Annotated in this window: 11 protein-coding genes and 1 tRNA gene; 6 read left to right on the forward strand and 6 right to left on the reverse strand. The window is 64.6% G+C overall.

Annotated elements, in window-relative coordinates; translation table 11 throughout:
- Positions 1 to 153: 153 nt before the first annotated feature.
- From QMG52_RS00465 to QMG52_RS00475, 3 genes are read right to left on the reverse strand one after another with little or no spacing between them, the layout of a single operon-like run.
- Positions 154 to 954 (reverse strand): amino acid ABC transporter ATP-binding protein, encoded by an 801-nt coding sequence (locus tag QMG52_RS00465; RefSeq protein WP_283558474.1) that lies wholly within the window; start codon positions 952 to 954, stop codon positions 154 to 156.
- The gene (locus tag QMG52_RS00470; RefSeq protein WP_283558475.1) at positions 941 to 1,606 is read right to left on the reverse strand and encodes an amino acid ABC transporter permease; all 666 of its coding nucleotides are present in this window, start codon (positions 1,604 to 1,606) and stop codon (positions 941 to 943) included. The genes QMG52_RS00465 and QMG52_RS00470 overlap by 14 nt, the downstream gene beginning before the upstream one ends.
- Positions 1,607 to 1,660: 54 nt before the next feature.
- Entirely contained in the window at positions 1,661 to 2,479 is an 819-nt protein-coding gene (locus QMG52_RS00475) for an amino acid ABC transporter substrate-binding protein (RefSeq protein WP_283558476.1), read from the reverse strand.
- 297 nt (positions 2,480 to 2,776) lie between these two features.
- Here QMG52_RS00475 and QMG52_RS00480 point away from each other — a divergent pair, with 297 nt between their 5' ends.
- Positions 2,777 to 4,672, forward strand: coding sequence for an ABC transporter ATP-binding protein (locus tag QMG52_RS00480; RefSeq protein WP_283558477.1), 1,896 nt, complete (start codon positions 2,777 to 2,779; stop codon positions 4,670 to 4,672).
- A gap of 105 nt (positions 4,673 to 4,777) precedes the next feature.
- Complete coding sequence (locus tag QMG52_RS00485) at positions 4,778 to 6,841, forward strand: PhoX family protein (protein WP_283558478.1); 2,064 nt, start codon at positions 4,778 to 4,780, stop codon at positions 6,839 to 6,841.
- On the opposite strand, the gene QMG52_RS00490 is transcribed toward QMG52_RS00485, so the two are convergent.
- Complete coding sequence (locus QMG52_RS00490) at positions 6,829 to 7,377, reverse strand: DUF6314 family protein (RefSeq protein WP_283558479.1); 549 nt, start codon at positions 7,375 to 7,377, stop codon at positions 6,829 to 6,831. The genes QMG52_RS00485 and QMG52_RS00490 overlap by 13 nt on opposite strands.
- A 1-nt stretch (position 7,378) precedes the next feature.
- A tRNA-Arg gene (locus QMG52_RS00495) sits at positions 7,379 to 7,452 on the reverse strand.
- 268 nt (positions 7,453 to 7,720) lie between these two features.
- On the opposite strand from QMG52_RS00495, the gene QMG52_RS00500 reads away from it, so the two are divergent.
- On the forward strand, positions 7,721 to 8,482 hold the full coding sequence (locus tag QMG52_RS00500) for a DUF998 domain-containing protein (protein WP_283558480.1): 762 nt from the start codon (positions 7,721 to 7,723) through the stop codon (positions 8,480 to 8,482).
- 91 nt (positions 8,483 to 8,573) lie between these two features.
- Here QMG52_RS00500 and QMG52_RS00505 read toward each other — a convergent pair whose 3' ends face one another.
- Positions 8,574 to 9,236 (reverse strand): hypothetical protein, encoded by a 663-nt coding sequence (locus QMG52_RS00505; protein ID WP_283558481.1) that lies wholly within the window; start codon positions 9,234 to 9,236, stop codon positions 8,574 to 8,576.
- Between the two features lie 104 nt (positions 9,237 to 9,340).
- On the opposite strand from QMG52_RS00505, the gene QMG52_RS00510 reads away from it, so the two are divergent.
- The 3 genes from QMG52_RS00510 (at position 9,341) to sucC (ending at position 14,086) form a co-directional block, all read left to right on the forward strand.
- On the forward strand, positions 9,341 to 10,207 hold the full coding sequence (locus QMG52_RS00510; protein WP_283558482.1) for an inositol monophosphatase family protein: 867 nt from the start codon (positions 9,341 to 9,343) through the stop codon (positions 10,205 to 10,207).
- A 79-nt stretch (positions 10,208 to 10,286) separates the two neighbouring features.
- Positions 10,287 to 12,701, forward strand: coding sequence for a DNA helicase PcrA (pcrA, locus tag QMG52_RS00515; protein WP_502920414.1), 2,415 nt, complete (start codon positions 10,287 to 10,289; stop codon positions 12,699 to 12,701).
- 218 nt (positions 12,702 to 12,919) lie between these two features.
- Positions 12,920 to 14,086 (forward strand): ADP-forming succinate--CoA ligase subunit beta, encoded by a 1,167-nt coding sequence (gene sucC / locus QMG52_RS00520; protein WP_283558483.1) that lies wholly within the window; start codon positions 12,920 to 12,922, stop codon positions 14,084 to 14,086.
- Positions 14,087 to 14,107 lie beyond the last annotated feature (21 nt).

Genomic DNA, 14,107 nt, shown 5'->3' on the forward strand with positions numbered 1-14,107 from the left:
CTCCCGGTAACATCCGGAACCGCCACCGTGTTCACCTTCACCTTCGGAGCCGCCCTCCCTCCCTCCCCTCCCGCACCGCCTCCCCCAACTGAGTAGCAGATATGGCACTCAAAACCCGTTTTGGGTGCCATAAGTGCGACTCAGTTGGGACGGCTAGAATTCGTGCAGCAGACGCTGCACGAACTGCTGGGTTCGCTCCTGTTTGGGTTCCCGCAGAACCTCGGAGGCGGGGCCGCGTTCTACCACGACCCCGCCGTCCATGAAGATCACCTCGTCGGCCATCTGCCGGGCGAAACCCAGCTCGTGGGTGACGATCACCATGGTCCAGCCCTCCTCGGCCAGTTCCTTGATGACGCCCAGGACGTCCCCGACAAGTTCGGGGTCCAAGGCGGACGTTGGCTCGTCAAAGAGCAGCAGCTGCGGCTTGAGGGCCAGGGCACGCACTATTCCGACCCGCTGCTGCTGGCCGCCGGAGAGCTCAAAGGGGTAGGTGTCCTTCTTCTCCAGAAGCCCCACGCGGGCCAGCAGCCGCTCAGCCTCCTCGACGGCCTGAGCCCCGGGCCGCTTTTGAACTTTGATCGGCCCCTCGGTCACGTTCTGCAGGACGGTCATATGCGGAAAGAGGTTGTAATGCTGGAACACCATGGCGCTGCGGTCGCGCAGCGCGGCAATGTCTTTGCGGGAAACTCTGTCTTTGCGGGAAACCTTGGCGCCAAAATCCAGCAGCAGTTGCCCGCTTCCGTTCCCGCTTAGCGCCACCGTGCCGCCGTCGGGCATTTCCAGCCCGTTGAGGCAACGGAGCACGGTGGTCTTGCCCGACCCCGAGGGTCCTATCAGCGCCACCACTTTGCCCTTGGGCACGTCCAGATCGATGCCCCGAAGGACCGCATTGGCGCCAAACGCCTTGGTCAGGCCCCTGACCTGCAGCACCGGCGCATTTTCAGTGGGCGACATAGCGTTCCAATCTCTTTTCGAGCAGCGACTGACCGCTGGAGAGCACCAGGCAGATCACCCAGTACACGGCGGCCGCTTCCAGATACAAGGCCATGAATTCCTGGCTGAAGGCGGCCACCTGCTGGGCCTGCCGGAACAGCTCCGTGACCAGGATCAGGGACGCCAGCGAGGTGTCCTTCACCAGCGAAATGAAGGTGTTGGACAACGGCGGGACGGAGACTCGGGCGGCCTGCGGCAAAATAATCCGCACCAGGGCCTGGCCGCGGGACATGCCGATGGTGTGTCCGGCCTCCCACTGGCCCTTGGGTACGGACAGGATCGCGGCCCTGATCACTTCCGCTGCATAACCGCCCACATTGAGCGAAAAAGCGATAATCGCACTCGGCCACGGATCCAGTTTGACGCCGATGGTCGGCAGGCCGTAGAAGATCACGAAGAGCTGCACCAGCAAGGGTGTGCCGCGGATCACCGAAACATAAAAGCGGGCGACGGCGGCAAGCACCACGTTCCTGCTCAGCCGCATGAGTGCCACGATCAGGGCAAGGATCAGACCCAGCACAAAGGAGGCAAGCGTGAGCGGGATGGTGCCTTTGATCGCGCCGCCGATGAGCGGGCCCAGCGAGCTCCACACCAAATCCCAATTGACACTCATGCATTAGCCTAACGTTGCCCAGGATTCGACCCGTGGTCTGAAAATTTTGTCCGGCTATTTGGAAACGTCGGCGCCAAAGTACTTATCTGAAATCCTGGCGAGCGTGCCGTCGGCCTGCAGATCGGACAGCGCCTTGTCCGTGGCCTTCACCAGTTCCGTGGAGCCCTTGCGGAACGCGAAGGCGTTCTTGGACTTGTCAGAGGTTTCGGCGGCAATCTTCAAACCCGCGTTCGGGTTGGTCTTGGCGTAATCCAAATACGTCAGCTTGTCATTCACGACGGCGTCAACGCGGCCCTGGCGCAGCAGGGCGATGGCCTGGGCCCAGCCTTCAACAGCCTGGACATTGGCACCGCTCTGCTGGGCCAGGGTGTAATAGTTGCTGGTCAGTGACTGCGCGGTGGTCTTGCCTTTCAGGCTGTCGAAGCTGGTAATGGAGCTATCGTCCGACTTGGTGACGATGACTCCGGGCGAGACGGTGTAGGGCGTGGAGAAATCGTACTTTGCGCTCCGCTCCGGATTGATGGAAATCTGGTTCGCGATCATGTCGAACCGCTTGGCATCCAGTCCGGCGAAAATTCCGTCGAACTGCGTTTCCTGGAAGGTTGCCTTCACTCCTAGTTTATCCGCAACCGCCTGGGCGATTTCGACGTCGTAGCCCGTCAGCTTGCCGGAACCGTCCGCATGAAAGGTGAAGGGTTTGTAGGTGCCCTCGGTGGCAATGATGAGTGCACCCTTGGACTGCACATCGCTCAGGGACGTGTCGGCGCCGCCCGAAGTGCCGGACGCGGAGTTGGATCCCGACCCTGTCGAGCAACCCCCCAAAGCCAAGGCAATAGCGGCCAATCCGACCAGGGCAAAGCGGCGACGGTTCATGAGGATGTCCTTCTTTCACATCGGGCTGGGCGGGAATCTGCCCGCGGACACAGGTTGCGACCTTAGCAGCGTCAACGCGTTTAGGGGGAGGTCTTATTTCCTCAGATGACGCCTCGTTGGCAAGAAACTGACGGCGACGACGGGCAGACCGGGATTGCGGGCCGCAGTCGGGAAGCCCAATAACGGGAGGGTCTCCTGGCGCGGGCGGGAATGAATCGTTACCCGTCAGCGCTCTAGAGGCCCTAGGCTTGATCCGCGGGTACGCCGCGAAGCAGGGCAAAAACCAAAGGATTCACCATGAGTATGGAAGGCGCAGCCTGGAGCTCGCTTTGGAGCTCGATGCGCTCGGATAAGAGCGGCAGAGGCATTTCGAAGGACACTCCGAGACGCACGCTCGCTTTTGCCAAGCCGTACAGCGGACGGCTGGCGGTGTTTGTCGTGCTGTCCGTGGCCTCGGCAATTCTCGCCGTCGCCACGCCACTATTCGCCGGTCGGGTGGTGGACGCCATCGTGGCGCGCGCCGACGTCCAGATTGTCATCAACCTCGCTCTGCTCATCGCGGCGGTCGCCGTCCTGGACGCCGGCTTTTCCCTGGTGATCCGGTGGATTTCCTCGAATCTGGGGGAGGGTGTGATCTTGGACCTGCGCACCGCAGTATTCAATCACGTGCAAAAAATGCCCATCGCCTTCTTCACCCGCACCCGCACCGGTGCCTTGGTCAGCCGGCTCAACAATGACGTCATCGGCGCGCAGCAGGCCTTCAGCGGAACGCTCTCCGGTATCGTCAGCAACTCCGTGGCCCTGGTCCTGACACTGGTGGTCATGCTGGGTAAATCCTGGCAGGTCACCGTGCTGGCGCTGGTGCTACTGCCGATCTTCCTGATCCCGGCGCGGCGCTTCGGCTCCCGGCTGGCCGGCATGCGCAAGGAAGCCGCGGACCTGAACGCGGATATGAGCACCCAGATGACGGAACGCTTCTCCGCTCCCGGCGCCACGTTGGTCAAGCTCTTCGGACGGCCCGCGGATGAATCCCGCGAATTCACCGCACGCGCCAGCCGGGTGCGCGACATCGGCGTTCGGACCGCCGTCATGCAGTTTGTATTCTTCACCGCCCTGATGCTCGTGTCCTCCCTCGCGCTCGCCCTGGTGTACGGCCTGGGCGGCTACTACGCGATCCGCGGCCAGCTCGCCGCGGGCGACGTCGTCGTCCTGGCTTTGCTGTTGACCCGGCTTTATGCGCCGCTCACCGCGCTGGCCAACGCCAGGGTGGACATCATGAGCGCGCTGGTCAGCTTCGACCGCGTTTTCGAAATCCTGGACCTCAAACCGCTGATCACCGAAAAACCCGATGCGCGCGAGGTCCCCCGCGGGCCGGTGGCGGTGGAGTTCGACAATGTACGCTTCGCCTACCCGTCCGCGGACAAAGTCTCACTCGCCTCGCTGGAAGCCGTTGCCGTGTTGGATACCCGCGGGGGCGACGAGGTCCTGCACGGCATCAGCTTCCGCGCCGATCCCGGGCAGACAATTGCCCTGGTAGGGTCCTCCGGTGCAGGCAAATCGACCATCGCGCAGCTGCTGTCGCGGCTTTACGACGTCGATTCCGGCGCGGTCCGGCTGGCCGGAATCGACGTCCGCGACATGACCTTTGATACGCTGCGGCAGACGATCGGCATGGTGACGCAGGACGGGCATCTCTTCCACGAATCCATCCGCTCCAACCTCCGGCTGGCCAAGCCCGATGCCAGCGATGAGCAGATCTGGGAGGCGCTGCGCCGGGCCCGACTGCAAGCCATGATCTCATCCCTGCCCGACGGACTGGATACGGTCGTCGGGGAACGCGGCTACCGGCTGTCCGGTGGCGAGCGTCAGCGCCTGACGATTGCCAGACTGCTGCTGGTGCAACCCGCGGTGGTCATTCTGGATGAGGCGACGGCGGCTCTTGACTCCACGAACGAGGCCGCGGTTCAGGCCGCGCTCGGGGAAGCGCTGCAGGACCGGACGGCCATCGTCATTGCCCACCGGCTTTCCACCATCCGGGCCGCGGACGCGATTTTGGTCATCGAAGCCGGGCAGATTGTGGAACAGGGCACGCACGATGAGCTGCTCCGCGCCCGCGGCCGCTATGCGGAGCTGCACGACACGCAGTTTGCCCAGGCGGTGGCCGCCGTCGCCGATGCGGAGTCCGGCGTGTAGCCCGGACATCCGGAGTCTGCCTGTTCGTCAAGCCGCGTCCGGCCGCCGGTCGCTTTGGCCCGCAAGAGTTGCCCGGAGCAGAACACCGACGCAACGAGGGGCACCATGACCAAGCCGCAGCTCAATCTCCTTCCCATGCTGGGCCACACCCGCGGCAAACGCAGCGCCGTGACCTGCGCACTCAAATGTGACAATGCCTGCGCGAAAGCCGTGTGCAACGAGTCGGACAATGGCTACTTCCGGGACATTGCTTCGGCCACCTTCAGCCGCCGTTCGGCGCTGGGCTTCGGCGGCGCCGGCATACTCAGCCTTGCCGCCGTCGCCTTGGCAGCCTGCGCGCCGCCGTCGGAAGCGGGCGCCGGAACCCGCGCGTCAAAGGGGACGGGCGCCGAGGGACTGGCCTTTGACGCCATCCAACCCGTGGATCTGACGGTGGATGCCTTCAACGTCCCGACCGGCTATTCCTGGTCGCCGATCATCCGGTGGGGGGACCCACTGTTCGCCGATTCGCCGGACTTCGACCTGGCGAACCAAAGCGCCGCCGCGCAGGCCCGGCAGTTCGGATACAACAATGATTATCTGGAGATACTGCGCTCGGGCAACGGCAAAAACGCCCTGCTGGTCTGCAACCACGAGTACGTCAACCCGGCGATCATGTTCCCGTCCGTGGCCAGTGACGCCGAGGCGCTTGAACGCCGCCGCATCGCCATGGCCGCCCACGGCATGGCCGTTGTTGAACTGGAGCGCGGAAACACCGGAAAGCCATGGAAATACATTCAGGGCGGCAAACGCAACCGCCGCATCACCGCCCACACGGCGTTTGAACTGACCGGACCGCTGGCTGGCTCCAGCTATGTGAAGACCACCGCGGATCCGGGAGGACACACCGTCCTGGGGACCGTCGGCAACTGCTCCGGTGGCAGCACGCCCTGGGGAACCATCCTCTCCGGTGAGGAAAGCTTCAACGGCTACTTCCGGTGCGCTGCCACCAGCGCGGCGGAGAAGCGGTACGGATTTACGGACAAGGCGACGACGACCGGCTGGGAGACGCTGGAACCGCGGTGGGATGCCCGCACACCCGGGTATGAAAACGAAATCAACCGCTTTGGCTACATCGTCGAAATCGATCCCGACAATCCGGAGTCGACACCGGTCAAACATACCGCCCTGGGCCGGCTCAAGCACGAGGGCGCCAACGTCATTGTTGCCGGCAACGGCCACGTCGCAGCGTACATGGGCGACGACGAGAAATTCGACTACCTGTACAAGTTCGTCTCCCAGGACACCTACCGGAAGGATGACAAGCAGCACAATATGACGCTTCTGACCGCCGGGAACCTGTACGTGGCGCGGTTCACGGGCGACTCCCCGGCCACCGAGATCGACGGTACCGGGAAACTGCCGGCCGATGGCGCCTTCCACGGCTCCGGCGAGTGGCTGCCGCTGGTCGTGGACGCCAAGAGCGCCGTCGACGCCATGACACTCGAGGAAGTGCTGGTCCACACACGTCTCGCCGCGGACAAGGCCGGCGCCACCAAGATGGACAGGTGCGAGGACGTGCAGCCCCACCCCGTCACCGGCAGGGTCTACGTCGCGTGCACCAACAATTCGGACCGCGGAAAGCCAGGAAAAGCCGCTTCTGATGAGACAAATCCGCGCAGCCTGAACCGGGACGGCCACATTGTGGAAATTACCGAGGCGGCGGATGATGCCACGGCAACCACGTTCAAATGGAGCCTGCTGATGGTATGCGGGGACCCGGCCAAGAACGAATCGGCCTACTTCGCCGGCTACCCCCAGGACAAGGTCTCGCCCATTTCCTGTCCCGACAACGTGGCCTTCGACGCGGCTGGCAACCTGTGGATCTCCACCGACGGTGCTCCCAGCGCCATCGGCTATAACGACGGACTGTTCAAGGTAATGCTGGAGGGAACGGAGCGCGGCCGCGTGCAGCAGTTCCTCTCCGTGCCGCGGGACGCGGAGACCTGCGGCCCGGTGGTGCACGACGACGAGGGGATGGTTTACGTTGCCGTCCAGCACCCGGGGGAGGAGGGGACATTCGAGGACCAGCACTCGTATTTCCCGGATTACGTAGCCGCCGGCGCCGCCCCCACTGCCGGGCAGGTGCGGGCCCCGCGTCCTGCCGTGGTCCAGGTCTACCAGGCCTGAGACGCTGGGGCAGACAGCTGTTCCGCGAGCCGGAACAGCGAGGTGCTCAGCAGCAGATCCTTGGCGGGCCCCGAGACGTCCCATTCATAGTCAAGCCGCATGGACGAGACGGCCCGGTACGTGACGTTGTAGGTGTCCGGGTGGCATCCATGCCCGGTGGTCCACCGGCCCGTGGACAGATTCAGGGTGTGAAAGAAGCGTTCATCGGGAAAGTACATGTCCAGGACGGCGGGCTCCGTGGTGGCGTGGAGCAGGTATTCGCGGGTGGCGGTCCCGGTATGCGTCGGCCAGCTGATGGTGCCGTGTTCGCGCTGCCGCAGGACTTTTGCGGTGCTTGTTTGGCTGGTTGGGCCGCCGGCGCCCGCGCCCGCGTCCGTGCCGCCGGCGCCCGCGTCCTCGCCGCCGTCGGCCGGCTCAAACAGAACGGTCCCTTGGAACCGTCCCCGCACCCCGGTGGAACGGTCCAGCAACGTGCGTTCAACCCGCCAGCTGCCGGCCAGATACGCGCGCAGATCGGTGACGGATACGGTTTCCACGTGCGCGAGGCGGGATTCGAACCCGCGACCTTCCCTTTAGGAGAGGGATGCTCTATCCTGCTGAGCTACTCACGCCCGCACCGGCATTTGGAACGCGTCCGCAAACCGGTGCGAAAACTACCTTACCGGTTCCGGGGCCATGTCTGCGGCCACGGCTAGGGTGAACCTGAAACCAATTTCGTTCCGACGTACCCACCAAGCGTGGCACCAGGAATGGGCACACGAGGAATGAGCAGGGCACGAATGAGCACGGCACGAATGAGCAGGGGATGAGCAGGGCACGAATGAGCGGGGCACGAATGAGCACGGCAGTATCGAGCGCGGCAGGAATGAGGAACCAGGAATGAGTTCAGCAGGGACGAGCCCGGCCCGGCTTCTGGCCGTGGTTTCAACGGCGCAGCTTGCCCGGACCCGCAGCATTGTCGGTGCCTTGGCAAAAATCAGTATCCTGCAGTATTTTGTGGCGGAAGCCACGGTCATCGCGGCGTGGGCGGGTCCGCAGCCATACAGCCGCCGCTTCAACGTGATCAGTGACCTGGGGGCCGAGCATTGCGGAACATACAGCGGCCGAAACGTGTGTTCGCCGTTGCATCTGCTGATGGACGCGTCGTTTATTGCCCAGGGCCTGGCGATGATCGTCGGCGCTCTGCTGCTCAGTACCGTCCTGTTCCGGGTGGCCGGTAAACCTGGGCTGCCGCCCGCGCCTCAGCATCCGGGCTGGGCGGTGGCGATCCGCGTGCTCATCATATTGTCGGGGCTCGGGACCGTCGTGGTTGGGCTGGTTCCGGAGGATGTAATTTTCGGTCTGCACTACGCCGGTGCGGTCACGTACTTCGTCCCTGGCGGTCTGTCGCTCGTAGCGCTGTGGTGGAGCTGGCGACGGCGGCGGATCGTCAGCGGGTTTCTGCTCCTATGCGGCGTGGTGTCATTGGTCTCCACCGTCGTCTTCGGGCTGGTTCCGGGCATCGAACGGGGGACTGTGGAGCGGCTGATGGCGTACCCCATCACGATCGGGCTCTCCACGGTGGGAGTGGTGGTGGGTCTGGGGTGCCGGCGGGCCCGGGCTGTCCTCAGGAAGCAGACGGCCGGGCGGCAGGCGGTCTAGCTGTATTATTACGGTCGCTGTCACCATGGCTGAACGGGATCGCTCCACCGAGGGCGGGGCCTGCCTGCGAAATGGGGTCCAAGCCCCGTTCTCATTGGTTGGCGCGGGTGATGTCGCCGGCGGCCGCTTTCGGTTTTTGCATTTTCCGGCGCCGGCCGATGAACAACGCCGCCACACAGGCCAGAAGGGACAGGATCAGCAGTACCCACGACGCAACCACCAGGAAGCTGGCCAAGGCGACCTGCCCGACGTCGAGCGTTCCGGCCGAGAGCATGCCATCGACGGCGAAATTCGCCCACAACTGCACGCTTGCAAAGAGCACCGGGGCGGCCCACAGGGCCCAGCGGACGGGTTTGCGCGCCACGTTCAGTGCAATCATGATCATCGCGCTGAAACCGAAGACCAGCGGGAACAGCGTCCCGGCGGTTTTGTGCACGTACTGCAGCTGGCCGCGCGCATCGGCGCCCATCGACCCGCGCAGCTGCTGAATATAGGACGGATCGAAACCGCCCGCCAGCGAATCCGGCATGGCGTGACCGCTGGAGAGCTGCATCATCTGACCCAGCGTGAGCAAGTGGAAGTACCAGAACAAAAACAGGCTGGCAACGGTGCCGGCAATCAGAATGAGACTGGCATTTCCCGCGGCCTTGGCCGGTTGCCGGGAGGTGCTCGGATTGACGACGTCGGCGGCCCGGGTTGGAAGGGCTGCGTTTGTGCCGTGCTTGGCTGCACGCTGCGCGGGGGTTTTGGCCATAGGGTCATTATCCACCGTCCGCGGCGGCAACCGTCGGCACTGTCCGGGGTGCTGCGAACCAGCGGCACGGTGGTCCCGGGTGCCTGGCTCGGTAGGCTGAGTACATGACGTCCGAATCTGCTTCCAGTGGTATCGATCCCGCGCTGTCGGATATGGCCCTGGCCGCGGCGCTGGTCCGCCGCGCCGGGCACCTGGCGCACAGTATGCGCTCGGGCGGTCTGCTGGGGGAGCAGAAGACCTCCGTGTCCGACGTCGTCACGGCCGCGGACCGCGCGGCGGAGAATTTCATCGTGGAGCAGCTGCGCCGCTGCCGTCCAGAGGACGGAATCCTGGGCGAGGAGGGCGCAGCCCACGCGGGGGTAAGTGGCCGGACCTGGGTGATCGACCCCGTGGATGGGACCTACAACTTTCTCAGCGGCTCCACCTATTGGTGTTCGGCGCTCGCCCTCAAACCCGGCGGCAGCGGTGGCGGCACGCACAGCGGTGGCGGTACGGGCAGCGACGGTACCGGACCGGATCCGGACGTTCTGTTGGGAGCGATTTACCAGCCGGAGGGGGACAAACTCTGGCTGGGCGGCGCGGAGCACCCGGCGACCTTGAACGGCCGGCCGACGTCGCCGCCGTCGAACTCGGCACTGGGCCGGCTGAGCGCGGGAACGTACATTCATCCGTCCTGGCTGGTTCAGCCGCAGGCGGCGATGCCCTGGCATGCCGCCGCCGTCCTGCCCGCCACCATCCGGATGCTCGGCTCCGGGTCCTGCGATCTGGGCCACGTCGCGGACGGGCAGCTGGGCTGCTGGTTCCAGCACAGTTGCCCGGAGTGGGACTGGCTGCCGGGGAAGGCGATCGTGCTGGCGGGCGGCGGCGCTACCGCCGTCGTCAGGGTGAACGGCCTGAATTGGTTCATTGCCGGAGGGACGACGGCGGTCCGGGAAGTGGCCGCTGCACTGCGTTCGGTCGCATTGGGCTGACGGAGCGGCGCCCATCTGACGGCCTACGACCGTTGGTCGACGGTTGTTGTCAGGGGCAGCGCCTAGACTTGGGGTCACCATGGATATGTTGTTTGACCCCCGCCCCACGCGCCACGCGTCCACCTCCCTTCCCGCGGTTCCGAGCGCCGAGGAACTTCTGGTTGGGCTTAATCCCGAGCAGGACCAGGCGGTCCGGCACGCCGGTTCTCCGCTGTTGATAGTCGCCGGCGCGGGGTCGGGCAAGACCCGGGTGCTCAGCCACCGGATTGCCTATCTGATCGCCACTGGCCGGGCTCATCCCGGCCAGATCCTGGCCATTACTTTTACCAATAAGGCCGCGGCCGAGATGCGCGAGCGGATCGGGTCGCTGGTTGGTGAGCGGGCCAAGAGCATGTGGATCTCCACGTTCCACTCGTCCTGCGTCCGTATTCTGCGCCGCGAGGCCGGCAACGTCGGGCTGAACTCCAACTTCTCGATTTACGATTCGGCGGATTCCCTGCGGCTGATCACGCTGGTGGCCAAGGGACTGGGCCTCGACCCGAAGCGGTTTGTGCCGAAGGCGATCCAGCACAAGATTTCGGCACTCAAAAACGAGCTCATCGATGACGATGAGTACTCGACCGAGGCCAATCACAACGATCCGTTTGAGCGGGCGGTCGCGGAGGTCTACAACGGCTACACCCAGCGCCTGCGGCAGGCCAACGCCATGGACTTTGACGATCTGATTGCGCAGACCGTGTACATCTTCCGCGCCTTTCCCGGCGTAGCGGACTACTACCGCCGCCGCTTCCGGCATGTGCTGGTCGACGAGTACCAGGACACCAACCACGCACAGTATGCCCTGGTCCGGGAGCTGACCATGCCCTTCGACGACGGCGTCCTTGCCCCGGCCCCGGCTGAACTGACAGTGGTGGGGGATTCGGATCAGTCGATTTACGCCTTCCGTGGCGCCGATATCCGCAACATTGTGGAATTCGCCAAGGACTATCCAGACGCGCAGACCATCAAACTGGAGCAGAACTACCGTTCCACCCAGACCATTCTCAGTGCCGCCAACGCGGTGATTTCGCGGAACCCGAACCGGCCGGACAAACGGCTCTGGACCGCGGAGGGCGACGGCGAGAAGATCATCGGCTACGTCGCGGAGAACGAGCACGAAGAAGCGCGCTTCATCGCCGAAGAGATTGACCGGCTGCAGGACGAATCGGAGCTGCGACCCGGCGACGTGGCCATCTTTTACCGCACCAACGCCCAGTCCCGGTCCATAGAGGAAATCCTGATGCGGGTGGGGCTGCCCTACAAGGTGGTGGGCGGCACCCGGTTTTACGAACGCAAGGAAATCAAGGACGCGCTGGCCTACCTGCGCGTGCTGGTCAATCCGGACGATGATATTAACCTGCGCCGGATTGTGAACGAGCCCAAGCGCGGCATCGGGGACCGGGCGGAAGGGGCCGTTGCCGCCCTGGCCCAACGGGACCGGACCTCCTTCATGGCGGCCCTGCGCCGCGCCGAGGAAGCGCCCGCGATGGCGACCAGAAGCGTGAACGCGGTGGCGGGATTTGTGAAGATGATGGACGATCTGGCCGTGGTTGCTTCCGGTTCCGGCGCGTCGGCGGCGCTGGAGGCAGTGCTGGAGCAGACGGGCTACCTGGCGGGGCTGCGTGCCAGCACCGACCCGCGGGACGAGTCCCGGGTGGAAAACCTGGCCGAGCTGGTCGCCGTTGTGCGCGAATATGAGCGGGACCATCCGGAGGGAACGCTGGGTGAATTCCTGGAGCAGGTCTCGCTGGTCGCGGATGCCGACCAGATCCCGGACGCTCCGGGGGGATCCGCGGCGGAGGCGGCCGCTGCCGTGGCGGAGGCCAAGCGCCTGGGCGTGGTCACGCTGATGACCCTGCATACCGCCAAGGGGCTGGAATTCCCCGTGGTGTTCCTGACCGGGATGGAACATGGGATTTTCCCGCATTCGCGTTCCGCCGCGGACCCCGGCGAGCTGGCCGAGGAACGGCGGTTGGCCTACGTCGGCCTGACGCGGGCGCGCAAACGTCTATACCTGACCCGGGCCGAGGTCCGCAGTCTCTGGGGGCAGAGCCAGTACAACCCGGCGAGCCAGTTCATCGGAGAAGTCCCGGCAGAACTGATCGATTGGAAACGCGAGGGCAATGTCAGGAGCCTGTCCGCGGGTGGCTCCTCGGATGGCTTCGGAGGAAACCGCTACGGTGGATCCTTCTGGGGTGCCGGCAGCATCGCGGGCGGCCGGGATTCCGGGCTGCTGCCCCCGAGTATCTCCGCGCGCAGCGCCGCTGGCAGGGTGCAGCCGCAAAAGGAAGTGGTCTCCGTCTCCGTGGGGGACAAGGTCAACCACACGAGCTTCGGCAACGGGACGGTCCTGTCGGTGGAAGGTTCGGGGGACAAGACCGTGGCCAAGGTGGCGTTCGACGTCGGTGAGAAGCGCCTGCTGCTGCGTTACGCGCCGCTGACCAAGGTTCAGTAGACGCGGTACCAAATACCGGCTGGAAGCGCCGTTGATCGGCCCGGCGGGAAATGTGTGCTTGGGCACTAAATGGGTACTCTGTAAGTGGCGGACTCCCCCCCTGGGCTACAGTTCCAGTGGGGTAGCAGGCCTGTTTTCCCTTGGTGGAAGATCAGAACCCGCGCTCCGCAGTCGCAAGATTGAAATGAACACTACTTCGAAGTAGAAGGACGCAACCTGTGGACCTGTTTGAATATCAGGCGCGCGATATGTTTGAGGCGCACGGTGTACCCGTGCTCGCCGGCATCGTGGCGCACACCCCGGAAGAGGCAAAGGCAGCAGCCGAGAAGATCGGCGGCGTCACCGTCGTCAAGGCCCAGGTAAAGGTCGGCGGCCGCGGAAAGGCCGGCGGCGTCAAGGTGGCGAAGACCGCCGATGAGGCGTTCGCTTACGCAACGGACATCCTGGGTATGGACATCAAAGGCCACACCGTCAACACCGTCATGATCGCCCAGGGCGCGGACATTGCCGAGGAATACTACTTCTCCGTCCTGCTGGACCGGGCCAACCGCAACTACCTGGCCATGTGCTCGGTGGAGGGCGGGATGGAGATCGAAGAGCTCGCCGTTGAGCGTCCCGATGCGCTGGCCAAGGTGGCTGTGGATCCGGCCGTCGGCATCGACCAGGCCAAGGCCAACGAGATCGTTGAGACCGCCGGATTCGCCCCCGAGCTGCGCGAAAGCGTTGCCGCGGCGATCATCAAGCTGTGGGACGTCTTCAAGTCCGAAGATGCCACCCTGGTGGAGGTCAACCCGCTGGTGCGGACCGGCGCCGGCGAGATCGTGGCGCTGGATGGCAAGGTCTCCCTCGATGAGAACGCCGATTTCCGCCACCCGAAGCACGCGACTCTTGAGGACGCCGCCGCTGCTGATCCGCTCGAAGCCAAGGCGAAGGCTGCGGGCCTGAACTACGTCAAGCTCGACGGCGAGGTGGGCGTTATCGGCAACGGTGCAGGCCTGGTCATGTCCACCCTGGATGTTGTTGCCTACGCAGGCGAAAACCACGGCAACGTCAAGCCCGCGAACTTCCTGGACATCGGCGGCGGAGCTTCCGCTGAGGTCATGGCCGCCGGCCTGGACGTCATCCTTAATGACCCGCAGGTCAAGAGCGTTTTCGTGAACGTCTTCGGCGGCATCACCGCCTGCGACGCCGTGGCCAAGGGCATCGTCGGTGCACTGGCAGAGCTTGGCGCCAGCGCCAATAAGCCGCTGGTGGTCCGCCTGGACGGAAACAACGTTGAAGAAGGCCGGCGCATCCTGGCCGACGCCAATCATCCACTGGTGACCCTGGCCGCAACCATGGACGAGGGCGCCGACAAGGCCGCCGAACTCGCCAACGCCCGCTGACCGAGAGCCAGGAAGAGTAAC

The organism is Paenarthrobacter sp. PH39-S1 (assembly GCF_030063245.1).
Taxonomy (GTDB): Bacteria; Actinomycetota; Actinomycetes; order Actinomycetales; family Micrococcaceae; genus Arthrobacter_M.

Coding starts and splice junctions, on each gene's coding strand:
- QMG52_RS00465 (WP_283558474.1), bottom strand. CDS start 954: ATGTCGCCCACTGAAAATGCGCCGGTGCTGCAGGTCAGGGGCCTGACC.
- QMG52_RS00470 (WP_283558475.1), bottom strand. CDS start 1,606: ATGAGTGTCAATTGGGATTTGGTGTGGAGCTCGCTGGGCCCGCTCATC.
- QMG52_RS00475 (WP_283558476.1), bottom strand. CDS start 2,479: ATGAACCGTCGCCGCTTTGCCCTGGTCGGATTGGCCGCTATTGCCTTG.
- QMG52_RS00480 (WP_283558477.1), top strand. CDS start 2,777: ATGAGTATGGAAGGCGCAGCCTGGAGCTCGCTTTGGAGCTCGATGCGC.
- QMG52_RS00485 (WP_283558478.1), top strand. CDS start 4,778: ATGACCAAGCCGCAGCTCAATCTCCTTCCCATGCTGGGCCACACCCGC.
- QMG52_RS00500 (WP_283558480.1), top strand. CDS start 7,721: ATGAGTTCAGCAGGGACGAGCCCGGCCCGGCTTCTGGCCGTGGTTTCA.
- QMG52_RS00505 (WP_283558481.1), bottom strand. CDS start 9,236: ATGGCCAAAACCCCCGCGCAGCGTGCAGCCAAGCACGGCACAAACGCA.
- QMG52_RS00510 (WP_283558482.1), top strand. CDS start 9,341: ATGACGTCCGAATCTGCTTCCAGTGGTATCGATCCCGCGCTGTCGGAT.
- pcrA (WP_502920414.1), top strand. CDS start 10,287: ATGGATATGTTGTTTGACCCCCGCCCCACGCGCCACGCGTCCACCTCC.